Source organism: Bacillus sp. FSL R9-9497 (genome assembly GCF_038005805.1).
In the GTDB taxonomy this organism is placed as follows: domain Bacteria; phylum Bacillota; class Bacilli; order Bacillales; family Bacillaceae_G; genus Bacillus_A; species Bacillus_A cereus.
The window spans coordinates 694,144-717,500 of sequence record NZ_JBBOTY010000001.1; the positions used below are offsets into that span (position 1 = coordinate 694,144).

The following is a 23,357-nucleotide window of genomic DNA, read 5'->3' on the forward strand; positions in this document are numbered from 1 at the left end:
ATTCGATTTCATAAAGAAAGACTTTTCTTAACATTTGTCATAATAAGTATATTTTTCATGATTATGCTGTTAATTCCGTAATGTGGATGTAATAGGGGGGGATAAAAAAAGACTGCTGAGGAATCTCAGCAGTCTTTTTCATGTACATTACATTGAGAAGAAGATCCATACAGTTAAACCAACTGTTGCAGTTGCAACGAAGAAACTGTATATCATTGTAAGAATTTGAACTCTTCCTTCTCCTTCTTTTAAATGCATGAACATAATTAATTGTAACAACGCTTGCGCAACAGCCATTATGATAATAGTTGTTAGGACTGTTGAAAGTGGCAATGTTGTGTAAAGTGCCACGTATAACGCTAGGAACGTTAATGCAAGCGATAAAATAAATCCGAAAACGTGTGACCAAGGGAATCCGCTATGCGCATGTCCGTTTGCTTGGTTGTTATTTTGACCCATTTACGCCACCATCCCGTTCAAGTAAACTAGTGTGTAAATAAAGACCCAAACAAGATCGAGGAAATGCCAGTATAAGCTGATAATGAATACTTTACGAGCTGTAACTGGTGTTAAACCTCGTTTTAAAATTTGGATAATAACACAAATTGCCCAAATGATACCGCCTGTTACGTGGGCTCCATGCGTTCCAAGAAGAACGAAGAATCCAGATAAGAAGGCACTTGTTTGAATTGTTGCACCTTCACCAATATACATAATGAATTCTTCAATCTCGAAGAATAGGAAACCTGCACCTAAAAGTAATGTAAGGACGAACCATCCAAGCATCGCTTTTTGGTTGTGCTTACGCATTTCGTGAATTACGATACCACATGTGAAACTACTTGTTAAAAGTAGTAATGTTTGAATTAAAAGCGTTTTAAGTTCAAACAGTTGCGCTGGTGTTGGGCCATCTGCCGTACGACCAGCAAGGACTAGATAAGAGGCGAAAAGTGTTGCGAACAGCATAATTTCAGCCCCAAGAAAAATCCAGAATCCTAGGATATTCAATCTGCTTTGTTCGGATTGATATTCCAAAGGTAAGCTTTTATCTAAAGCCGCCATGTCATTTCACCTCTCATGCTATATGTTCTGTTTTTTTAATTTCATCAACACTGATATAGTAACCTTCATCATAATCGAATGAACGATAGATTAAGCAAGCTAAAATACCAACTCCACCGATTGCTGCAAGCCAGAACCAGCTAAATACTAATGCGAAACCTGCAAGACCGAAGAATCCAGACGCAATAATAGGCACACCAGAGTTACTTGGCATGTGAATTGGTTTGATATCTTCTGCTGCTGGTGTAACTGTTTCTCCGCGTTTTTTCATGTACCAGAAAGCATCAGCTTCTTTAATTTCAGGAAGCTTCGCGAAGTTGTAATGTTGTACAGGAGAGTGAGTTGCCCATTCAAGTGTACGACCATCCCATGGATCTCCAGTTGTGTCACGTTCACCGTGACGTGCACTCCAAATTACGTTGTAGCAAAGAAGTAGGAAGCCGATACCCATCATTACCGCACCAACAGATGCGATTTGGTTTAGCCATCCCCATCCAAGACTTTCAGAGTAAGTGTACATACGACGAGTCATACCGTCTAAACCTAAGAAGTACATTGGGAAGAAACAGATGTTGAATCCGCTCATAAAGATCCAGAATGTCCATTTACCTAGGCGTTCATTTAACATATGACCAGTCATTTTTGGATACCAGAATGTGAATCCAGCAAGCATAGCGAATACTGTACCTGCGATTAATACGTAGTGGAAGTGAGCGATTAGGAAGTAGCTGTTATGGTATTGATAATCAGCTGCTGCCATTCCAAGCATAACCCCTGTAACCCCACCGACTACGAAGTTTGGAATAAATGCCAATGACCAAAGCATTGGAACTGTAAAACGAATACGTCCTTTATACAGTGTAAACAACCAGTTAAAGATCTTAACCCCGGTTGGAATCGAAATCGCCATTGTCGAAATCGAGAAGAATGAGTTAACCGCTGGACCTGCACCCATCGTGAAGAAGTGGTGAAGCCATACGACGAAACTTAGTAAAGAAATTGCAACCATTGAGTATACCATCGCACTGTAACCGAATAGACGCTTACGTGAGAATGTACTAATGATTTCAGAGAAAATACCGAATGCCGGTAAAATAACGATATATACTTCAGGGTGACCCCATACCCAGAACAGGTTGGCCCATAACATCGGCATACCGCCGCTCGCCATCGTAAAGAAGTGAGCATCGAATAGACGGTCAAATGTCATTAATGCAAGAGCAACTGTTAATACTGGGAAAGCGAAAATAATGATAATTGTTGTAATTAAGATTGACCAAGTAAACATTGGCATTCTCATTAAAGTCATACCAGGTGTACGCATTTTTAAGATAGTAACAAGGAAGTTAATACCGGTCATTAGCGTACCGAGACCTGAAATCTGTAATGCAATTGCGTAGTAGTTATTTCCTACGCCTGAAGTAAACTCTGTACCTGCCATTGGGAAGTAAGAAGTCCACCCAGCGTCTGGAGAACCACCGATTACGAAAGCGATGTTGAATAACATTGCTCCGACAAAGAATAACCAGAAACTTAAAGCATTTAAGAACGGATATGCAACGTCACGAGCACCAATTTGTAATGGTACTACAAGGTTCATTAATCCCATAACGAATGGCATTGCCATGAAAAGAATCATTACTGTACCATGTGTTGTAAAGATCCCGTTATAGTGTTCAGCGTTTAAATAAGTTGTTTCTGGGAATGTTAATTGTGCACGGATCATTAAACCATCCATACCACCACGGAATAACATGATAACCGCAGAAATAATATACATAGCTCCGATTTTTTTATGGTCAACAGTTGTTAACCATTCGTCCCAAAGCCATTTCCATTTTTTATACTTTGTTAGTACGAAAATGATTGCTAATGTCACAAGAACGATAGAAGCGTCTGCACCGTAAATAATCGGGTCACCTGTGACAAAGAATTCATCAAGCTTCACTGTGTTCACTCCAATCTGTTGGAATAATAGCTATTATTTTTTGTTTTTGTAGTAGTTGTAATCACAATATTCAAGTGATTTTGGATCTACATAACTTAAGTGGTGACTAGAGAATGTCATACGACCAACTACACCAGGTTTAACAATTTCGTTGTACTTAGCTTCTGTTAGTTTAGGAGCAGTTTCTTGTACTTCTTTAACCCACTTGTCATATTTCTCTTTAGTTTTTGCTTCAACTTCGAACTCCATGTGTGTGAATCCTTCACCAGAGAAGTTCGCACTACGGCCTAGGTAAGAACCTGGCTTATCAGCTTGTAAATAAAGATCCATAATCATGCCATCCATTGTGTACTTCATACCACCAAGTTCTGGTACCCAGAAAGCATTCATTGGGCCGACAGAAGTCAGTTTGAATTGAATTGGTACACCAGCTGGGATGTTTAAATAGTTAACGGTTTCAATTTTTTCCTCTGGGTAACTGAATAACCATTTCCAGTTTGCAGATGTAACATAAATTTCAACTGGTTTAATATGTTCGGACTCTTTCGGAACCTCTTCCGAAGCATAAGTTGCTTTTACTGTTGGAATCGATAATGCGATAACGATAATAACAGGAACAAGCGTCCAAATAATTTCTAGTAATGTGTTACCGTGTTGTTCAGGTGGCTCATAGTCCATATTCTCTGGTTTTTCACGATAACGAATCAAGATGACTGTAAACAGAATGAATACAATTGCGATAATTAATGACATAAGCAAGAATGACCAAACAATTAAATCATACTGTGCTTTTGCAACAGGTCCTTGCGGATTTAATACTGCGAGTTTTTTATCACAGCCACCGAGGAACAGAAGTAATGATAACGGAAGAAGTGAAGCCAACTTCCAAAACGCTTTCTTTAGTTGCACGATTGAAAATCTCCTTTCTCCTTGGATTGAAACTATGCCAATAAAACAATATAAACCTATTAATTTATAGAAGGCAATAGTTTTTGATATATTGTTAAAAAATAGACACAAATGCACACTTTTTAAGGTGAATATCATTTGTAACTTGATTACATTGTAAACTATTTTCCAGAGAAAAACGTGATTGTGAAAATTTTAAGATAAATAAAGTTATACCAGGATATCCAAGAAATAGAAAAAAGCTATCTTATGATAAGAAAGATAGCTGAATATTTTGTATATTTAGTTTATTTGTTGTGTGACAGTTCGTGGCTGTTCAAGTGTGACAATTTTTTTATATTTAACTTGGTATAAAATGTAACAAATAATCATAAATGGAATGCCGCAATAAAGAGCAATTCTTTGATCTGGAATGAAAGCCAAACTAACAAATGTAATGAAATTGAGCGAGAACGCTACGATTGGAACGAGTGGATAGAGCGGTGTACGATATTTTAAATCATTTATGTCGCCACCATTTTTCACGAAATTTCTACGGAAGAAAAACTGTGAAGCGGCGATTGACATCCAAACTACAACGGCAGCCATTGCTGCAATAGATGTTAAAACTAGAAAGACAGTATCTGCCGCAAATACACTTGTTAGTAAGGACAGGCTAGCGAAAATTAGGCTGAAAATTAATGCATTTAGCGGTACACCTTTTTTAGTTAATTTCGTAAATGCTGGACTTGCCATTCCTTGTTTTGCCATCGCCCACAGCATACGAGAATTTGCGTATAGACCAGAGTTAGCAACGGATAATACAGCTGTAATAATAACAAAGTTCATAATGTCTGCTGCATATGGGACACCGGCTACATCAAATACAAGTACAAAGGGACTTTCGACTAGATTAGCCTCTTGCCATGGGAGTAAACCTACAACAACTGATATCGCTAAGACGAAGAAGAAGAGAGTTCGCCAAATTGTATTTTTTATTGCTTTTGGAATTGTTTTTTCAGGATTTTCACTTTCTCCTGAAGCGATTCCAATTAATTCTGTTCCTTGGAAGGAGTAATTTACTGTAATCATCGTAAGAAGAACAGCTAATGCACCGTTTGGAAATAGCCCACCATTTTCAGTGAAATTATGAAGCATTGGAGCTGGCTTTCCATTGAAGTCTAGTAGACCGAACATAACAGCACCACCAAGCACGATGAAAATAACAATTGTCGCGACTTTTACACTTGCGAACCAAAACTCTGCTTCTGCATATGCTTTTGCTGATAAAGCGTTTACAAGGAAGAGTGCTGCTGCAAATGTAACGCACCAAATCCAGGAAGAAACGTCTGGAAACCAGCGTTTCATTAAAATACTTACAGTTGTTAACTCCACGCCAACTGTAACAGCCCAATTTAACCAATACATCCAACCAACAACAAATCCAAAACCAGGTGAAATGAATTTGCTTGCATAACTTTGGAATGAACCTGCTTCTGGCATAGCAACGGATAATTCACCAAGACATAACATCGTTAAATACATAACAAATCCACCGACTAAAAATGCAAGAATAGCACCACCAGGTCCGGCATTATGGACAATTTGACCAGATCCCATAAATAGCCCGGTTCCGATAACACCGCCGAGTGCAATCATAAATAGGTGTCTACTTTTCATTGTTCGTTTTAAATCTGTTTGTTCAATTTGTTGATTCATATGCCCTCACCCCGTATTTTCTTGAATGTGTGAACTTCGTTTTATTCTGAGTTTTTAATCATTAGTGGGGGATGCAACACACACTCGGTTTATTTGCTATGAAATGAATGGAGTATGTAAAAAAACGAACTATGACTAAATACTCTAAGAATGTTTGTTAACATGGTGATATCTTCACTATGTTAACAATTTTGATTTTAGCAAAATATTCTGGAAATGTATATTTATTTTTCTTTTTATTAAAAATAATTAGAATTTTTATAATTCATTCTATGAGCGATAATTCACATGATCTTTCTAGCAAACTAGTAAGAAGAAGGGTACAATGATAAGAGTTGTATCTGTAAAATAATAATTAATGGAGTTTTGTTTATAATGAAAAAGTTAAAATATCTTTTTGTTTTTGGGATTATAATTGCTGCTGCGTTTTTTATAGGGAAAGATAAAATCATGCAAAAGGCGCAAGTTCTACGCCTAGAATTTCTATCTGAAATGAAAGAAGCAGCTATGATTGAAGATGTTCCGTTTATTAAACAATTACCAGAATTACCTCGAGGATGTGAAGTGACAAGTTTAGCTATGTTGCTGCAATATAAAGGTGTACAAGTAGATAAGATGCAACTTGCTAGCGAAATTCATCGTGTTCCATTTGAACAAAATGGTTTGCGTGGAAATCCTTACGAGGGATTTGTGGGAAATATTTATACAAAGGCAGAGCCTGGATATGGTGTGTACAATAAACCAATCTTTGATTTAGCAGAAAAATATGTTCCTGAAAAAGTAATTAATTTAACAGCTAGAGACATGCAAGATATATATAAAGTAATTAGTTCAGGCTCTCCGGTATGGGTCATTATTAATACGACGTTTAAGCCGCTAGCTGAAAGTAGTTTTGAAACATGGAATACGAGTTCAGGCGAAGTGAAAATTACATATTATGAGCATAGTGCAGTAGTAATTGGATATGATCAAAACTTTGTATATGTAAATGATCCTCTTAAAAATAATCCACGTTTGGCTGTTCCGCGAGCAGAATTTGAGAAAGCTTGGGAGCAAATGGGAAAACAAGCAATTACTATTTTATAATAATGAAAAAGTCATCTTTTGGATGGCTTTTTCTTTTTAGTTTATCATCACTGAAAATTCAGAAGATTCTTTTAAAAGTTAACAATTCACGTTATAATAACATTTAACTTGGTGAAGAAGGGGAGAAGAGAAATGGATGTTGCAAAGGAACTTGTTTTGTCAAAAAATCAGTTAGTTGAGTGGAGAAGGCATTTTCATAAGTATCCAGAGTTATCTTTTCAAGAAGAAAAAACATCGCAGTTTGTGTTCGATATACTTCGGAAATTTCCATGTTTAGAAGTGTCACGGCCGACTAAATATAGTGTGATGGCAAAGTTAGTAGGTAAACATCCGGGCAAAACAGTTGCGATTCGCGCCGATATGGATGCTCTTCCTATTCATGAAGAAAATGAGTTTGATTTTATTTCTACATATAAAGGTGTAATGCATGCATGTGGTCATGATGGACATATAGCGATATTACTTGGGGTTGTATATAAGTTAGTAGAAGAAAGAGAGAAGATTAAAGGGGAGATTCGTTTTCTATTCCAACATGCTGAAGAGAATTTTCCTGGTGGTGCAGAGGAGATGGTTGCTGCAGGTGTAATGGAAGGTGTGGATTATATTATTGGTGCTCACCTTTGGGCGTCGTTAGAGGTTGGGAAAATAGGTGTTATTTATGGTCCTGCAATGGCTGCACCGGATGTTTTTAAAATTAAGATAGAGGGAAAAGGTGGACATGCTGGAATCCCTCATGAAACGGTGGATAGTATTGCAATTGGAACACAAGTCGTTTCGCAACTTCAGCAAATTGTATCTCGCCTCACGAATCCATTAGATTCTCTCGTAATATCTGTTACGCAATTTCATGCGGGGACAACTCATAATGTAATACCAGAGCAAGCCGAGATTGAAGGGACAGTGAGAAGTTTAAGACATGAATTACGAGGTGAAACAGAGAAGAAGATTGAGCGGATTGTGAAGCATATTACGGAATCTTACGGAGCGAAATATACATTTTCATATGAATATGGGTATCGACCAGTTGTAAATGACTATGAAGCTACAGAGCTTATTGAACAAACGGCATTACAACTTTATGGAAGGGATAGAGTTGTTCGTTTACAGCCGACGATGGCTGGAGAAGATTTTTCAGCGTTTTTACAAAAGGCACCGGGGACATTCTTTTTTATCGGAGCGGGAAATAAAGAGAAAGGTATTATATATCCTCACCATCACCCTCGTTTTACGATTGACGAAGATGCATTACCGATTGGAGTGGAAGTCTTTGTATCAGCCATTATGAACTTTATAAGTAAAGGAGAATGAGATGAAGAAAATACACATTCTAGCGCTTATCCCAGTTCTTTGTTTAGTAGTTGGGCCAATATTTGCGAATTCAGTTACTCCTTACGTATTAGGGATGCCATTTTTATTATTTTGGGTATTATTATCAGTGTTTATTACATCTTTTTGTATGGGGCTTGTGTACGTGTTTGATCCTGCTAATAAGGAGGATGTAAAATGACTGCATTACTTATCATTATTTTATTTTTGTTTCTCGCACTATTTTTAGGGATTCGGGCACAACATGGAAAAGATATGAATTTAGAGCAATGGTCAGTTGGGGGAAGAGGGTTTGGCACTATTTTTGTTTTTCTCCTTATGGCAGGTGAAATTTATACGACGTTTACATTTTTGGGAGGAAGTGGCTGGGCGTATAGTAAAGGAGCACCTACCTTTTATATTTTAGGCTATGGCGCTTTAGCTTATCTTTTATCGTATTTTTTATTGCCACCGATTTGGAAGTATGCGAAAGAGCATAACCTTGTTTCACAGTCGGATTTTTTTGCGAAGAAATATAGAAGTAAAGCGCTTGGGATTATTGTTTCAATTGTTGGTGTTGTTTCCATCATCCCATATCTTGTTTTACAGTTAAAAGGACTGGGAATTATCGTTTCAGAAGCTTCTTACGGAAGGGTGTCACCTGTTGTTGCGGTTTGGATTGGTGCTATTGTTATAACTATATATGTAATGGTTTCAGGTATACATGGTTCGGCTTGGACGGCCGCTTTGAAGGATATTATGATACTGTTTATCGTTATGTTTTTAGGTATATATTTACCGTATCATTATTATGGAGGATTTCAGCCGATGTTTGAGGCTGTAGAGGCAGCGAAACCGGGATTTTTATCTTTACCTGAAGAAGGAATGAGTATTTCTTGGTTTGTTTCTACTATTATATTAACGGCCCTCGGTTTCTATATGTGGCCTCATACATTTGCTTCTGCTTTTTCTGCAAAAAATAAAAAAGTATTTCGTAAAAATGCAGCAATTATGCCATTGTATTCTTTAGTTTTACTTTTCGTATTTTTTGCAGGATTTGCTGCTATATTACAGGTTCCGGGATTAAAAGGAGCGGATGTAGACCTTTCATTGTTCAGACTTGCTCTTCAAACGTTTGACCCTTGGTTTATTGGAATTATTGGTAGTGCGGGAGTATTAACGGCATTGGTTCCGGGTTCGATGCTTGTTATGGCGGCTTCTACACTGTTAGCGAAAAATATTTATCGAACGATAGTTCCATCTGCTTCAGATAGACAAGTTGCTAAGATGGCAAAATTATTTGTGCCTGTAGTAACGCTCGTGGCAGTTTTATTTACATTTAAAGGAGGAGAAACGATAGGAGCGCTTCTATTAATGGGATACAGTATCGTTACACAACTTTTCCCTGCACTTGTATGTAGTTTGTTTCCACGTCAAATTATTACGAAGCAAGGAGCTATTGCAGGAATGGGAGTTGGGCTATTAGTGGTCGCATATATTACCTTATCTGGTTCAACTATAGCCACGATGTTTCCGAGTTTCCCGCAGTATATAAAAGATTTGAATGTAGGTATAGTCGCATTGTTAATTAATATAATTGTGATGTTTGTAGTCAGTGGATTTACAAAAGGTGTATTTATAAAGAAAAACACTATAATAGTGGAAAAGTAATTCGTTTATCCCGCATTAACAAGCGGTAAGACCCCCACCTCAAAATTCAGCGGAAGCAAAGAAGTTAGGTGGGGGCCTTGCTGCCTGTAAAAGCCCGATTGGTGAGGGGTGATTAAAGTTTTACTTTATTAGAGCTATCTTTGAAAAGAGATAGCTCTTTTTTGTATATATTTTCTTCAATTAGCGGAATCTAACTAAAAACTTGTTGAAAAGGAAGTTAGGTGGGGAAATTGTTAGAGCTTGAAGGTAACTTATTTGAAGTTATGAAAGAAATTAGGGATGAGTTAGGTTCACCTAATGATTTAACAATTAGAGAAGTTGCTCTTGCTGGGAGTTTTACACGTTGTGCGGTTGTGTTTTTATGTGGGTTAACAGACAAGGATAATGTTTATAAATATGTAGTTCGTACTCTTCAATATGAAGAAGTGCAAAATGAAGCGGCTGTCGTTCAGACGTTATTGGACCGTTTTATTTCTATTGCGGAAGTGGGTAAGAAGACAACATTTCCGGATATTATAAATGCGATTTTAGCGGGAGATACAGTTATATTAATTGATAATATTCAAACTGCTATCATTATTAATAGTAGGGCTTGGGAGAAGCGAAGTTTAGAACCACCAGTGACAGAAGATTTAATACGCGGACCGAGAGTTGGATTAAATGAAGATATTAATGTGAATAAAATGTTAATCCGACGCAGCTTACGCGATCCAAAGTTGAGGTTCCAATCTTATATTATGGGGAAGCGATCGCAGAAAGAAGTAACCCTAGTATATATAGAAGATATTATTAATCCTCACATTGTAAAAGAGTTAGATCGCCGTCTTCAATCAATAGTGACAGATGTCGTTTTGGAAACAGGTACGATTGAACAATTAATTCAGGATAATAATTTATCCCCATTTCCACAGTTTTTGAATACAGAGAGGCCTGATAATATTATAGCCTCATTAGCGAAAGGGAAGGCGGCCATTTTAGTAGACGGATCCCCGTTTGCTCTTATTGCACCACTTGTGTTTGTTGATATTTTTCAATCTGTAGAAGATCATTATGAGCGCTGGGTGATTGGAACGTTATTAAGGTTTTTACGTATGGGTTCAGGCATAATTGCGGTTTTGTTACCAGCTATGTATGTAGCACTTGTATCTTATCATCAAGGACTTATTCCTTCTAAATTGGCTTATTCAATTGCAGGTGCGAGGGAAGGTGTTCCGTTTCCTGCATATATTGAAACATTAATGATGGCCTTGACTATGGAATTAATACGAGAAGCTGGAATCCGATTGCCGAAACCGATGGGGCAAACGATAGGGATTGTAGGAGGTCTTGTAATTGGAGAAGCTGCGGTAAATGCAGGGATTGTAAATCCGTTTTTAGTTATTATTATTGCAGTTACTGCGATTGCTACGTTTTCGCTTCCTGTATATAGTATTACGATTACGTTCCGAATTTTACTTTTCGTCTTTGTATTAGCTGCAACGGCTTTTGGACTGTATGGGATTATTCTAGCTCTGATCGCACTTGCTATTCATATTACAAATTTAACAAGTGTTGGTATACCGTATACAACTCCCATTGCTCCTGCATTTTATAAAGATTGGAAAGAAGAATTTATTCGCATGCCAAAATCGATGTTGAAAGATAGACCAGAGTACTTACAAACAAAAGACTCTACAATACGTCCAAAGGAGCGAAAATAAGTGAAACCATTTGAGTATGGCGATGAAGAGATTGGATCTCGGGAAATTGGGTTTGCGGTATCATCGACCATTATTGGTATAGGGGCATTGTCTATGCCAAGAGATATCGCTAACCAAACTTTATTTTCGGACGGTTGGATTATCTTGCTTTTGGGTGGACTGATTTGCGCAGTTTTAGGCTGGTTTGTGACGAGAGTGGCTATCTTATTTCCAAAACAAAATTTTGTTCAATATACGAGTGCGCATTTGACGAAGCCTGTTGCATACACAATTAGTAGTATTTTAGTATTAACTTTTGCTGCTTTGACAGCGTATGAATCGCGAATGATTTCAGTTATTTCTCAAACGTATTTATTTAGTGATACACCAATACAACTACTGTCTTTTTTCTTCTTATTAGTTGTTATTTATGGAATAGCAGGATCAAGAGCAGCCTTATTAAGGTTAAATGTTTTATTCTTGCCTATTGTTTTAATTGCGATAGTACTTCTTTCTTTATTGAATATAAATTTAATGGAAATAAATAATTTACTACCAGCTTTTCAAACGAAAGTAAGTCAATATGCTGTTGGAGTTAAAAATTCTATTTTTACGTTTATTGGATTTGAAGTAGCGTTATTTTATGCAGTTTTGCTGAATAATAAGACAGCGAAAAAAGCGCCAATGGCAGTCGCGAAAGCGGTGATGGTAAACGTGCTGTCATACATTTTAATTTATGTAACTTGTATTAGTGTTTTTACTTATATGACAACACGTGGATTGACATATCCAACAATTGAATTAGGGAAAGAAATTGAAATTGGTGGAGGATTTTTAGAAAGGTTTGATGCGATTTTTTTTACGACTTGGATTATTACTATTTATAACACTACAGCAATGTATTATGACGTCGCATCTTTATTGTTTTGTGCTATGTTTCCGAAAGTGAAGAAACAAATTTTTATTTTCGTAAGTGCCCCTATTATTTTTATGGTGAATATGATACCTAGTAGTTTAAATACTTTATCAAGTTATGGGACTTATTTAGCTTGGATAGATATGGGGTGTGTTGTGTTAGCACCTTTGCTCGTTTTAATTGTATATAAAATAAAAAGAAGGAATGGTGGAAATGAAACACCTTCTTAAAATTATAATGGTTATGGCTTTAACTGGATTTATGAGTGGGTGTTCTGAGTTAGAAGAGATAGAAGAAAGAGGATTTGTAGTAGGAGCGGCTTACGATATTGTGAAGGAGAAGAAAGCGAATCCAATTATGAAAGGGACCTATCAGATGGTACTCCCCAGTAAATTGTCTCAACAGGGTGGACAAGGGGGTGGGGATAGCGAAAATTATATTAATGTTAGTGCAAAAGCAGATAGTGTATTTGAACAAATAAGAATAATCGCCAAAAAAATTAGTCGTACATTATTTTTCCCTCATATACAGGTGATTATTTTCTCTGAAGAATTACTTTCACATCCATACATTTTACAAAATACGTTAGATGTATATATTCGCGATCATGAGATGAGAAGAAATATTCGTTTGTTCGTTTCTAATAAAAATGCCGAAGCTATTTTAAAACAAAGTGCCAAGCCTGAAAATTTACCGGCGCAGTATATTGATATGTTAGCTGAACACCCTCCGAAAAATGCCCAAATGATTGAGGCTGCAAGAATTGGTGAGGTGCAGGAAAAGATGATCTCTAACCGAAGTTTTGTATTACCTATTCTGGAACTAACAAAACAAGGAGTACAAATGAACGGTGCAGCATTGTTTCGTGGAAAGGATAATAAGTGTGTAGGCAATTTGAGTGGGGAAGAAACAGTAGGGATGAATTATATAATAGGTAAAAAAATTGGAGGTTTTTTTACCATCCGTAAAAAGAATCAACTTATTACATATGAAATTCATAAGTTACGTCGAAAAATTAAAGTATCCACAACGAATGCTACAAAACCAAAGTTTGATATTCATTTATCTCTGGAAGGCACATTGGCTGAGTTGCATTTTAGTGATCATAAAAAGGTTTTGAATGAAAAGCGTTTAGAGAAGGATATATCGGAAGAAATGGAGAAGCGTATTCAAAAATCAATTAAACTTGTTCAAAAAAAATATAAGGTAGATGTACTAGAGTTAGGGGAAGTGTATAAGCGACATAATTATAAAGAGTGGAAAAAGGTAAGTAAGAATTGGGATCAAGGCGAAAATTACTTTAGTAATGCTGAAATTACTGTTCATGTTCATCCAACAATTGAACATTCAGGTTCAGCTTTACCGAAAAGAGTGAAATAAGGTGATGAAAGTTGTTTACTGGATTAGGAATTAGTTGCACGATATTAATGGCAGTTCTTCCAGGAACTATATATTTTATTCATAAAAAACTCACAACGTATGGAGCACAGCCGTGGAATACTGATGTGCAAAAAAAGAAACCTGAATAATTTCAGGTTTCTTTCGTGCAAAGCATATGTGAAGGGGGATACCTTCTATGTATGCTTTGCTTTATACAAGCCCTAACCAATGTACCAATTGTGTAGAGAGGAATGTAACAACAATGGCGATAACGGTAGGGATTGCAAACGATAAGAATGTCCATTTTGCACTTTTTGTTTCTTTGTATATATTAACAAGTGTTGTTCCGCACGGGAAATGAAGAAGTGAGAACAACATTGTGTTTAACGCTGTTAACCAAGTCCAACCATTTTCTAGGAATAGATTTTTAATTTGATTAAAATCATCTATTTCAGTTAAAGCCCCAGTTGATAAGTAAGACATTAATAAAATTGGGATTACAATTTCATTAGCGGGTAGTCCAAGAATGAATGCAGCTAGAATAAACCCGTCAAGTCCTAACATTTTAGCAAATGGATCTAGGAAGTTTACAAAATACATAAGTAAGCTTGTGTCACCGATAAAAATGTTAGCAAGTAACCAAGTTAATGCAGCCGCAGGGGCAGCAACAACTATAGCTCGTTTTAAAACATAGATTGATTTATCGAGTGTTGCGCGAACAATTGTATTCCAAACTTTTGGATTGCGGTACGGAGGTAACTCAAGTGTGTAGTGAGTTGGAACCCCTTTTAAGGCTGTTTTTGATAGTACCCAAGAAACGGTTAATGTCATAATAACACCAATTACAACCATTCCAACTACAACACCAGCAGTAACCAATGTTTGCATACTGCCTGTATAACCAGCAGCCATAAATAGTGAAGCCATTAAAATTAACATAGGCCAGCGACCGTTACAAGGAACGAAGTTGTTCGTTAAAATTGCTAGCATACGTTCACGTGGTGATTCAATGATACGTGTTGACATAATGGCTGCTGCATTACAACCAAATCCCATTGCCATTGTTAAAGATTGTTTCCCGTGTGCGCCGGATCGTTTGAATAAGCGGTCCATATTAAACGCGACACGTGGTAAGTATCCGTAGTTTTCTAATAGCGCGAACATAGGGAAAAAGATTGCCATAGGTGGTAACATAACGCTAATAACAGCACCGATACCACGGAACAAACCAAGTATTAAAATGCCATGTAACCATTCAGGTGCATGCGCTGCTTGGAACCAAGATGTTAAATATCCTTCGGCCCATCCGAAGAATTCGGCAATCATATCAGATGGTACGTTAGCGCCTGCAATTGTAAGATAAAAAATAATAGATAAAATACCGAGCATAATTGGGAATCCCCAGATTGGAGATGTGAAAATTTTATCTAGTTTTTCGGAACGATATAATTTATCAGTATTTGTATATTGGATGGATTCTTTACATATGCTTGCGGATGTTCGGTAAATATCTCCGACTATATCATCTCGTATATCTTCTTTTGAAAGTGTTTGTGCATGTTGAATAATATAGTCTAATGGAAGAGCTTTACTGGCTGAGTGAGATTCCATTAATTACGACCTCCCTTACAAGTGGTTCATTATGGTGTTTTTGAAGTGTAGTTAAGAAATTTTTATCTCCATCTAATATACGTAACGTAATCCAACGTGCTGGATACGTATCACCGAATACTTTATAAATTTGTGGCTCTAATTCCTGAATCATATTTTCGATTTTTTCGCTGTAAGTAATTTTAATTGGTGTTGGAATTAGTTTTTTATTTGCTACTTTTGCAATAACATTTAGCAAATGACCAATACCTACTCGGTTACGTGCTGAAATTTTAACGACAGGCACACCAAGTGATTTTGCTAATTTCTTTTCATCGATAACAATCCCTTTTTTCTCGGCTTCATCAATTAAGTTAATGCAAATGACTACATTATTTGTCATCTCCATCACCTGGAGTGCTAAATTTAAATTTCTTTCCATAGCAGTTGCGTCTATAACAACTACAGTTACTTCTGGTTTTTCAAATATAATATAATCCCTTGCTACTTCTTCGTCTGCGGAATTTGAGTATAGTGAGTAAGTTCCAGGTAAATCTATTAATGTATAATTACTTCCGTTATGTTCATATTCTCCTTCAGCTTTTAAAACAGTTTTTCCCGTCCAGTTTCCAGTATGTTGTTTTAAGCCTGTTAAAGTATTAAATAATGTACTTTTCCCTGTATTCGGGTTACCAGCTAAAGCGATACGATGTTTGCTCATCTGAAATCATCTCCTATTAATACCCCGAAAATAAGGGAGCTTTCTTCTTTACGCAGTGCAATAGTTGTGTTGCTCACTTGATAAGCGACCGGATCTCCAAGTGGACTGCGTTGCAATACTTTAATCGTCGCCCCCGGGATAAATCCCAAATCTAATAAGCGTCGTTTCATAGTTCCTTCTAATTGTATCTTCTCAATTTGTACAAACTCTCCTATTTTAAATTCGGAAAGTGGTTTTATATTAGCCGATACCATAAAAGTTACCTCATCTCTATATTTTTAGTTTGAGTTTAAAAAGTTTCCTTAGGTAAACTTTTTGTTAGTAATATAGTAGACTACATTGGATGATGCTGTCAATTGGTACTTTAAAAATATTCATTTAATTTTAGAATTGTTCCAATTTATTTAGTTGTACTAAAAAATATTACTGAAATTCTTTTTTATGTGCATAAATTAGGCGTGTAAAAGTTACAAAATACAGCGGAATTGTAAATATAACTTTAATTAAAAGGGAAAAAGAGAGAAAAACATTTACATTGGATTTACATTGTTAAGAATAAATTTACATTACAGCTTAAATAGTGTGGATTTTGTTGGGTTCTTTAACTATAAATGTTGGGATTCCTAGTTTTTAAGGATTATTATCGTCATTTACTTAAAATTAAAAATTGCTTAACACTTACATAATATTATTGTCCTACAATGAATTTGTGTTCGAAAGAAGTAGACAAATGTGAAAAGTGATAATCCAAATGGGGGTACAAGACATGGTTATGAAAAAGGGTATTAAATTTTCTTTAGCAGCTTTAGTGGTAGCGGGTTCATTAGTGGGATGTGGAAAAGCAGAAGAGACATCAGGTAAAGATGCTAAAGGAAACGATAATGCAAAACAAGAATTGTCAGGTACGATAGCAGCTGCAGGCTCTACAGCACTTCAACCTCTTGCAGAGGAAGCTGGAAAGAAATTTATGGAGAAAAATTCAAACGTTTCTATTCAAGTGCAAGGTGGCGGTAGTGGAACTGGAATTAACCAAGTAGCTTCTGGTGCAGTCCAAATTGGTAACTCAGATGTTCCATCTGCAGATAAAATAAAAGATGCTAATAAGGCGAAAGAATTAGTAGATAACAAGGTAGCGGGTATTGCATTCGCACTTGTCGTAAATAAAGATGTAAAAGTTGATAACTTAACAGTACAACAAGTACAAGATATCTTCACTGGAAAAGTAACAAACTGGAAAGAAGTAGGCGGGAAAGATGAAAAAATCAACGTGATTAATCGTCCAGCTTCTTCTGGTACACGTGCTACATTTGAAAAAACAATTATGAAAGACGCGAAAATCAATGATGGAACTGGTACTACACAAGATTCTAACGGTGCAGTAGAACAAGCGATTAACTCTACTCCAGGTTCAGTAAGTTATTTAGCGATGTCTTACATGGTTGGCGAGAAAAAAGGTGCGCTACAAACAGTAAAAATTGATGGTGCTGAACCAAAAGTTGAAAACATTGCGTCTGGTAAATATCCATTTTGGTCTTACGAGTACATGGTAACGAAAGGTGAGGCAAAAGAAGCAACAAAAGCTTACATTGACTATGTAAAAGGTAAAGATTTTGAAAAGCAAGTAGAAGATATGGGTTATATTCCAATGTCTAAATTAAATAAGTAATAAAATTTATGGGGCTGGCTGCAAGGCCAGTCCTGTTCATTTCAATTTATGAAGTGGGGTCTGTCCTGTGATGAAGGGGAAAAAACAAATTAATTACGTAAAAAGTGAATATATAGGAAGATCACTTGTTACGTTTTGTGGTATTTTTATTGTTTTAATTACATTAGCTATTATTGCGTTTATTTGTGGTAAAGGTATTCAATCTTTTACACAAAGTGGTATCTCATTTACTGAGATGTTAACATCGACAAAATGGAATCCAAATGCTGATCAAGGATCCTTCGGGGCTTTAATTTTCATTGTAGGTTCAACGGTGGTTTCGTTAGGTGCGGTCATTATTAGTGCACCAATTGCTATAGCTCTTGCTATATTCATGAATTTAATTTCGCCAAAGTTTGGAAATAAAGTATTGAAGCCTGTTTTAGAATTATTAGTTGGTATTCCTTCGGTTGTATACGGATTATTAGGGGTTACGATTTTAGTGCCACTATTACGTGATTCGTTTGGGGGAGTAGGCTTTAGTTTAATTGCGGGTATTGTTGTATTAAGTATTATGATTTTGCCAACTATTGCTAGTATCGCTTCTGATGCAATACGTTCTGTTCCATTTGATTATTTAGAAGCTTCTTATGGTCTAGGATCAACGAAATGGCAAGCGATTAGCCGAGTAATTGTTCCTGCTGCGAAGAAAGGGATTTTAACAGGTGTTGTTTTAGGTTTAGCGCGTGCTTTTGGTGAAGCGCTAGCGGTTCAAATGGTAATCGGGAATACGATTAAATTACCAGAAGGAATATACAGTCCAACAGCGACGTTAACTGGTATTTTAACAATGGACATGACAAATACATTAAACGGAACTGCTTGGAACAATGCGCTATGGACTTTAGCAATGATTTTACTTGTTATTTCATTCCTGTTTATTTTAGTAATTCGAGCGATTGGGCAAAGAGGTGAGCGATAATAATGAATGCAAGAACGGTAAATAAAGTTTGGACAGGTATCTTTTATACGATTGCAGCTTTAGTTGTAGCTTTGCTAGTGTTCTTAGTGTTTGAAATTTTACAAAAGGGATGGGGTTTTTGGGATCCTAATTTCTTGTTTGGAGAACCAAGTAATACAAGAGCTGGTGGTGGGATTGGTCCGCAGTTATTCAATTCCTTCTATATGCTTGTTATAACGCTTATTATATCTATTCCTCTTGGATTAGGTGCTGGAATATATTTAGCAGAGTATGCAAAGCAAGGACGTTTTTTAAACTTTGTTCGTTTATGTATCGAGACAATGGCATCTTTACCTTCTATTGTTGTTGGTTTATTCGGTTTGTTAGTGTTCGTTACAATGACTGGTTGGGGATATACAGTAATGGGTGGTGCCCTTGCTTTAACTATTTTAAACTTACCGGGCTTAACGCGTGTTTGTGAAAATGCGATTTCAGAAGTTCCTTCTAATGTGAAAGAGGCAAGTCTTGGGCTAGGTGCAACGAAGTGGCAAACGATCACTCGTATTATTATTCCGTCGTCATTACCACAAATCATTACAGGTGTTATTTTAGCTGCGGGTCGTATATTTGGTGAAGCAGCGGCATTAATTTATACAGCGGGTTTAACATCTCCGATTTTAAATTCAGCAGCGGACTTCTCAAGTCCTGCTCATCCTTTAAATCCATTTAGACCAGCTGAAACGTTAGCGGTTCACATTTGGAAGTTAAATTCTGAAGGAATTATCCCGGATGCGAAGTTAATTGCGACAAAATCTGCAGCTGTATTAATTATTATGGTATTACTATTCAATGTTATTTCACGCTTAGTAGCATCTATATTACACAAGCGCTTTACAGGAACGAAAAGAAAAAGTAAAACGACGAAAAAGGTAAAAGCGGCATAAATTATAAAGAAGAACTCTCTACTTATAGATAGGGGGTTCTTTTGTATTTTAATTATAGAAGGAAAGGGCGTAACGATTGTTGAATTTGTGATTAATTATATAGACGAACAGATGTAATTTAGATTGTGGATTCTAGTGAATCTCTAGAACGGTATGCGGAAAAAATGATGGATTATATGAGTAGGTAGAGAAAAAGGGTTATCTTCATTCGTGAAGATAACCCTTTTCTTTTAAATATCAGGTGTTTCTGTAGAAGTGCTTATTTTTCTACGGGAGCGTCTTTTTCTCCCGATTTTATCTAATAGTTCATACATAACTGGAACAACTACTAATGTAAGAACAGTTGAGACTGCCAAACCACCGATGACAACGACGGCTAAACTTTTTGATACCATACTCCCTGCTTGGGATTGGCCAAATAAAAGTGGGAGCATAGCAACGATTGTTGTAATAGCTGTCATAATAATTGGGCGTAGTCTAGTAGAACCTGCTTCAAGTAAGGCTTCTCTTGTTTCCATTCCGTGTTCCCGATTTTGTTGGACTCTTTCTATTAATACAATAGCGTTTGTAACAACAATCCCGATTAACATTAATGCGCCGATTAAGGAATTTACATCAACAGGTGTTCGTGAAACGATTAAGCCTAAAATACCACCGACAGCAGCTAACGGTAAGGAGAATAGGATTGCAAAAGGAGCACGTGCTTGCCCGAAGGTGATAACCATAATTAAATATACAATCCCTATTGCAATCCCCATAATTTTGAATAAATCTGTAAAATTCTCTTGCATAGATTCAGTAGCTCCTGCGATATTGACTTTTGCACCACTAGGTAAATCTAAGTCAGTTATCGCTTTATTTACTGCTGTGTTTACTTTACTCAAATCTTCATTTGAAGCTTCGGCTGTAATTTGGATTGTTTCTTTTCCGTCTTTATGGAAAATTTCTGTTTGCGTTTGTTTTTCTGAAATAGTTGCGATGTCTTTTAAAGGTATTGGGCCATTAATAGGTGATAGTATGTTTGTATTTAAAATATCTTCTTGTTTATTAATGTTTTCTTTTTTGTGTTCTATCATAATAGTAGTTTTTTCATTATTAATTGTAATTTCGCCAATAGGTGATTTCTTCATAAGGAATGCTACTTGTTGCGCAGCTATTTCTGGTGTTAAACCTAGTTGTTCAGCCTTTGTTTGATCAATATGAATTTGCCATTCTTTCTTAGAGTCTTCTAAATTTGTTTTTACTTTAGAAAGATCATCCATGCTTTTTAGTTTTGTTTCAACGATAGTAGCCGCCTCTTTTAAATCCGCTTCGTTAGTAGCTGTTACGTTAAATTGTAAGTTATTGCCGCCGCCAGAACTTGAATAACTTGTTTTTATATAATCAAGTTCAGCAGGCTCAAAAGTTTTATTTTCCTTTTTTAACTCTTTAATATATTGATCAATATCAGAACCTTTTTTAAAGACTACGAATATACTAGCAAGGTTATTTTTAGTTGTTTGCCCCCATTGTGCATCTTCTGCGCTAGATCCCATTCGTAAAATAACGTCTGTTATATCTGAATTAGAAAGTAATTTCTTTTCAAAATCAAATGCTTTTTGTTTTTGAGATTCAGCATTATAATCGGCTGGAAATGTCATGTTAATAGATAACATTGTGTCGTCTTCAGATTTTATGTTTGCTTTCGGTAGTAATATATAGGCCGCAATTGATCCTGCAAATAATAAAAATGAAGTAAGTAGAATAATGAATTTATGAGAAAGAGCCCACTTTAATGTAGCGACATATCGTGATGAAGAACTTGGCTTTCGATGCTTTGTTTTTTTGAGTAGTAAAAAAGCCATAAGTGGAACAACTGTTAGTGCAACGATTAAGGATGATAGTATAGAATATACAACTGCTAATACCATAGGTAACATTAATTTTCCGATTGCTCCTGATACGAGGCCGATAGGTAAAAAAACAGCGACCGTTGTTAAAGTAGAAGAAGTAATTGCGACTGCGACTTCTTTCGTTGCATCGAGAATGATATCTTTAGAGAAAGAATCTTTTTGTAAACGGCGGAAAATATTCTCGATGACAACGATACTATCATCGACGAGACGTCCAACCGCAACAGCTAAACCACCGAGGGTTAAAATGTTAAGCGTAATGTTAGATTGATGTAGTAAAAAGAGTGTTAATAAAATAGATAATGGAATACTGACAACAGCGATGAGTGTTGTTCGGAAGTTACGTAAAAAGATTAAGATAATTAGAGTTGCAGCGATTGCTCCAAGTATTACTTCTTTTCCCATGCTAGTAACAGCATTTTCAACTTGTTCATGGGTTGAAGCCAAAAGTTTAATAGAAAATTGATTTTTATATTCCTTATCTATCTCTTTAACTTTTTTATCAATCTCTTTTCCAATGGCAACTGCATTTTTACTTGGCTCTTTCATGATGATTAATCCTGTGCCTTCTTCTCCGTTTATATGTGAGATTGTATCGTAGTGTTGTTTAATTTCAATTTGAGCAATGTCTTGCAATTTCACTTGGGGTGCCACAGTGATGTTTTTAATGTCATTTACATTTTTTATGTCCCCAATGACGCGGAGGTTGTATTCTTCCTGATTAACAGTAAATGCCCCAGCTGGAGTAGAAGTTTCTTTTCCTTGTAAAACAGTTAATATCTGCTGTGATGTTACGTTTTTGTTTTTTAATTGGTTCGGATCAAGTACGATAGATAATTCAGAGGTGGATTTTCCGAAAAACATAACGTTGGCAACACCATCAATGTTTTCGAGTTGTGGTACGATTTCTTTTTCAATTTGTTTTTCATCTGTTTTTGAAAAACCGTTTTGTTTCTGGATAGTAATTTGAGCGAGTGGAATCATAGAAGTGTTTAATTGACTAACTACGGGCTTGGTTACATCTTTAGGTAATTTAATTGTATTGACGGCTTTTTCGACTTCGCGTGCTGCATCTTTCATGTTTGCTTTTGATGTATACGCAATGTCGATACGTGATAATCCCTCGTATGTAGAAGAAGTAATGGTGTCGACGTGCTCTAAATTGCGAAATTGTTTTTCGAGAGGATCAGTTACATCTTTTGTCATCGTTTCAGCGTCGAGTCCTTGAGATAAGGTTGTGACGGTAATTGCTGGATTGTCGATACTTGGTAAAAATTCCATAGGTAATTTAGAGCCGGAATAAACACCGAGTATGGAAATGAGAAAAATCATGATGATAATGGCAGCTCGGTTTTTTAATGAAAACTTTGTTAACCTATCCATAAAATAATTCCTCCATTGGTTTATTTATAGTTGAGTGCGTCCTTTCTTACTATATAACAAAAAATGGATATTTTTCATCAATTAAATGTAAAAAAATTCTAACAATATCCTTAAGTTTATATTAGGGTTGGAATGTTGTTAATTTGTAGGGAGATAAATTTTGAATGAGAAGGAAGGGGATAATGCGCGCGAGTGGTTGTTTAATGTAGATGGGATTTTTTCTTACGGCTAATTTGTATGGTTATTTTATAGAAGGATAATTATTATAAACTTTAATATAGAAGAGAATGAAAATTTGGGAAGGCATTGTGAAATACAATTTGGTTGAACGGAGTGTATTAGCATACAATTAAAATAACTATTTTCAGTAGTAAGGATAATAGTTATTTCTATAGAAGAAATTAGGGTAGATAATTTTTTTTATGTTTTTTATAAAAACACTTGTTATTTGAAAATCATGATGGTATATTAATAAACGTCGCTGATGCGGAAACGCAGAAAACGACAAAAAAGAAATTTTAAAACTTAGTTGACATCGAAAAATGAAGATGTTAATATGATGAAGTC

At 36.0% G+C, this 23,357-nt stretch carries 20 protein-coding genes; 11 read left to right on the forward strand and 9 right to left on the reverse strand.

Features of this window, described 5'->3' with window-relative positions; all coding sequences use genetic code 11:
- Positions 1-147: 147 nt before the first annotated feature.
- From qoxD to MKY21_RS03540, 5 genes are all read right to left on the reverse strand, one after another.
- The gene (qoxD, locus tag MKY21_RS03520) at positions 148-459 is read right to left on the reverse strand and encodes a cytochrome aa3 quinol oxidase subunit IV (protein ID WP_000531386.1); all 312 of its coding nucleotides are present in this window, start codon (positions 457-459) and stop codon (positions 148-150) included.
- Positions 460-1,062: a cytochrome aa3 quinol oxidase subunit III gene (gene qoxC, locus MKY21_RS03525; RefSeq protein WP_000729317.1), complete on the reverse strand. Its 603-nt coding sequence runs from the start codon at positions 1,060-1,062 to the stop codon at positions 460-462. It lies immediately after the preceding gene.
- 13 nt (positions 1,063-1,075) lie between these two features.
- Entirely contained in the window at positions 1,076-3,010 is a 1,935-nt protein-coding gene (gene qoxB / locus MKY21_RS03530; protein WP_000762367.1) for a cytochrome aa3 quinol oxidase subunit I, read from the reverse strand.
- A 33-nt stretch (positions 3,011-3,043) separates the two neighbouring features.
- A complete protein-coding gene (locus tag MKY21_RS03535; protein WP_001176162.1) occupies positions 3,044-3,919 on the reverse strand; it encodes a cytochrome aa3 quinol oxidase subunit II in 876 nt (291 codons plus the stop codon).
- Between the two features lie 282 nt (positions 3,920-4,201).
- Positions 4,202-5,617 (reverse strand): amino acid permease, encoded by a 1,416-nt coding sequence (locus MKY21_RS03540; protein WP_341075440.1) that lies wholly within the window; start codon positions 5,615-5,617, stop codon positions 4,202-4,204.
- 375 nt (positions 5,618-5,992) lie between these two features.
- On the opposite strand from MKY21_RS03540, the gene MKY21_RS03545 reads away from it, so the two are divergent.
- From MKY21_RS03545 to MKY21_RS03580, 8 genes are all read left to right on the forward strand, one after another.
- On the forward strand, positions 5,993-6,703 hold the full coding sequence (locus MKY21_RS03545; protein WP_341075442.1) for a C39 family peptidase: 711 nt from the start codon (positions 5,993-5,995) through the stop codon (positions 6,701-6,703).
- Positions 6,704-6,835: 132 nt separating this feature from the next.
- Positions 6,836-8,011: an amidohydrolase gene (locus MKY21_RS03550; protein ID WP_000382124.1), complete on the forward strand. Its 1,176-nt coding sequence runs from the start codon at positions 6,836-6,838 to the stop codon at positions 8,009-8,011.
- Position 8,012: 1 nt separating this feature from the next.
- Positions 8,013-8,210 carry a DUF3311 domain-containing protein gene (locus tag MKY21_RS03555; protein ID WP_000719833.1) on the forward strand — a complete coding sequence of 66 codons (198 nt, stop codon included), beginning with the start codon at positions 8,013-8,015 and terminating at the stop codon, positions 8,208-8,210.
- Positions 8,207-9,679: a sodium:solute symporter family protein gene (locus MKY21_RS03560; protein ID WP_341075444.1), complete on the forward strand. Its 1,473-nt coding sequence runs from the start codon at positions 8,207-8,209 to the stop codon at positions 9,677-9,679. Before MKY21_RS03555 ends, MKY21_RS03560 begins: the two co-directional genes overlap by 4 nt.
- 221 nt (positions 9,680-9,900) lie before the next feature.
- Positions 9,901-11,379 (forward strand): spore germination protein GerLA, encoded by a 1,479-nt coding sequence (gene gerLA, locus MKY21_RS03565; protein ID WP_001999095.1) that lies wholly within the window; start codon positions 9,901-9,903, stop codon positions 11,377-11,379.
- Positions 11,380-12,504 carry a spore germination protein GerLB gene (gene gerLB / locus MKY21_RS03570; protein WP_098616433.1) on the forward strand — a complete coding sequence of 375 codons (1,125 nt, stop codon included), beginning with the start codon at positions 11,380-11,382 and terminating at the stop codon, positions 12,502-12,504.
- Entirely contained in the window at positions 12,488-13,654 is a 1,167-nt protein-coding gene (gene gerLC / locus MKY21_RS03575) for a spore germination protein GerLC (RefSeq protein ID WP_000681631.1), read from the forward strand. Before gerLB ends, gerLC begins: the two co-directional genes overlap by 17 nt.
- An 11-nt stretch (positions 13,655-13,665) precedes the next feature.
- Entirely contained in the window at positions 13,666-13,803 is a 138-nt protein-coding gene (locus MKY21_RS03580) for a hypothetical protein (protein WP_000493997.1), read from the forward strand.
- Between the two features lie 61 nt (positions 13,804-13,864).
- On the opposite strand, the gene MKY21_RS03585 is transcribed toward MKY21_RS03580, so the two are convergent.
- From MKY21_RS03585 to MKY21_RS03595, 3 genes are read right to left on the reverse strand one after another with little or no spacing between them, the layout of a single operon-like run.
- Entirely contained in the window at positions 13,865-15,265 is a 1,401-nt protein-coding gene (locus MKY21_RS03585) for a nucleoside recognition domain-containing protein (RefSeq protein WP_341075447.1), read from the reverse strand.
- A complete protein-coding gene (locus MKY21_RS03590; protein ID WP_000033866.1) occupies positions 15,243-15,965 on the reverse strand; it encodes a FeoB small GTPase domain-containing protein in 723 nt (240 codons plus the stop codon). Before MKY21_RS03590 ends, MKY21_RS03585 begins: the two co-directional genes overlap by 23 nt.
- On the reverse strand, positions 15,962-16,219 hold the full coding sequence (locus MKY21_RS03595) for a FeoA family protein (protein ID WP_000252982.1): 258 nt from the start codon (positions 16,217-16,219) through the stop codon (positions 15,962-15,964). The genes MKY21_RS03590 and MKY21_RS03595 overlap by 4 nt, the downstream gene beginning before the upstream one ends.
- 512 nt (positions 16,220-16,731) lie before the next feature.
- On the opposite strand from MKY21_RS03595, the gene MKY21_RS03600 reads away from it, so the two are divergent.
- The 3 genes from MKY21_RS03600 (at position 16,732) to pstA (ending at position 19,515) form a co-directional block, all read left to right on the forward strand.
- Positions 16,732-17,631, forward strand: coding sequence for a phosphate ABC transporter substrate-binding protein PstS (locus MKY21_RS03600; protein ID WP_000245116.1), 900 nt, complete (start codon positions 16,732-16,734; stop codon positions 17,629-17,631).
- A gap of 70 nt (positions 17,632-17,701) precedes the next feature.
- Complete coding sequence (pstC, locus tag MKY21_RS03605) at positions 17,702-18,592, forward strand: phosphate ABC transporter permease subunit PstC (protein ID WP_000676676.1); 891 nt, start codon at positions 17,702-17,704, stop codon at positions 18,590-18,592.
- Positions 18,593-18,594: 2 nt separating this feature from the next.
- Positions 18,595-19,515, forward strand: coding sequence for a phosphate ABC transporter permease PstA (pstA, locus tag MKY21_RS03610; RefSeq protein WP_000994155.1), 921 nt, complete (start codon positions 18,595-18,597; stop codon positions 19,513-19,515).
- Between the two features lie 230 nt (positions 19,516-19,745).
- On the opposite strand, the gene MKY21_RS03615 is transcribed toward pstA, so the two are convergent.
- The gene (locus MKY21_RS03615) at positions 19,746-22,790 is read right to left on the reverse strand and encodes an efflux RND transporter permease subunit (protein ID WP_341075450.1); all 3,045 of its coding nucleotides are present in this window, start codon (positions 22,788-22,790) and stop codon (positions 19,746-19,748) included.
- Between the last annotated feature and the right edge of the window lie 567 nt (positions 22,791-23,357).

What these genes read in the sequence shown, in the direction of transcription:
- qoxD (WP_000531386.1), bottom strand. Translation starts at nt 459, where the DNA reads ATGGGTCAAAATAACAACCAAGCAAACGGACATGCGCATAGCGGATTC.
- qoxC (WP_000729317.1), bottom strand. Translation starts at nt 1,062, where the DNA reads ATGGCGGCTTTAGATAAAAGCTTACCTTTGGAATATCAATCCGAACAA.
- MKY21_RS03540 (WP_341075440.1), bottom strand. Translation starts at nt 5,617, where the DNA reads ATGAATCAACAAATTGAACAAACAGATTTAAAACGAACAATGAAAAGT.
- MKY21_RS03545 (WP_341075442.1), top strand. Translation starts at nt 5,993, where the DNA reads ATGAAAAAGTTAAAATATCTTTTTGTTTTTGGGATTATAATTGCTGCT.
- MKY21_RS03550 (WP_000382124.1), top strand. Translation starts at nt 6,836, where the DNA reads ATGGATGTTGCAAAGGAACTTGTTTTGTCAAAAAATCAGTTAGTTGAG.
- MKY21_RS03555 (WP_000719833.1), top strand. Translation starts at nt 8,013, where the DNA reads ATGAAGAAAATACACATTCTAGCGCTTATCCCAGTTCTTTGTTTAGTA.
- MKY21_RS03560 (WP_341075444.1), top strand. Translation starts at nt 8,207, where the DNA reads ATGACTGCATTACTTATCATTATTTTATTTTTGTTTCTCGCACTATTT.
- gerLC (WP_000681631.1), top strand. Translation starts at nt 12,488, where the DNA reads ATGAAACACCTTCTTAAAATTATAATGGTTATGGCTTTAACTGGATTT.
- MKY21_RS03585 (WP_341075447.1), bottom strand. Translation starts at nt 15,265, where the DNA reads ATGGAATCTCACTCAGCCAGTAAAGCTCTTCCATTAGACTATATTATT.
- MKY21_RS03590 (WP_000033866.1), bottom strand. Translation starts at nt 15,965, where the DNA reads ATGAGCAAACATCGTATCGCTTTAGCTGGTAACCCGAATACAGGGAAA.
- MKY21_RS03595 (WP_000252982.1), bottom strand. Translation starts at nt 16,219, where the DNA reads ATGGTATCGGCTAATATAAAACCACTTTCCGAATTTAAAATAGGAGAG.
- MKY21_RS03600 (WP_000245116.1), top strand. Translation starts at nt 16,732, where the DNA reads ATGGTTATGAAAAAGGGTATTAAATTTTCTTTAGCAGCTTTAGTGGTA.
- pstC (WP_000676676.1), top strand. Translation starts at nt 17,702, where the DNA reads ATGAAGGGGAAAAAACAAATTAATTACGTAAAAAGTGAATATATAGGA.
- pstA (WP_000994155.1), top strand. Translation starts at nt 18,595, where the DNA reads ATGAATGCAAGAACGGTAAATAAAGTTTGGACAGGTATCTTTTATACG.
- MKY21_RS03615 (WP_341075450.1), bottom strand. Translation starts at nt 22,790, where the DNA reads ATGGATAGGTTAACAAAGTTTTCATTAAAAAACCGAGCTGCCATTATC.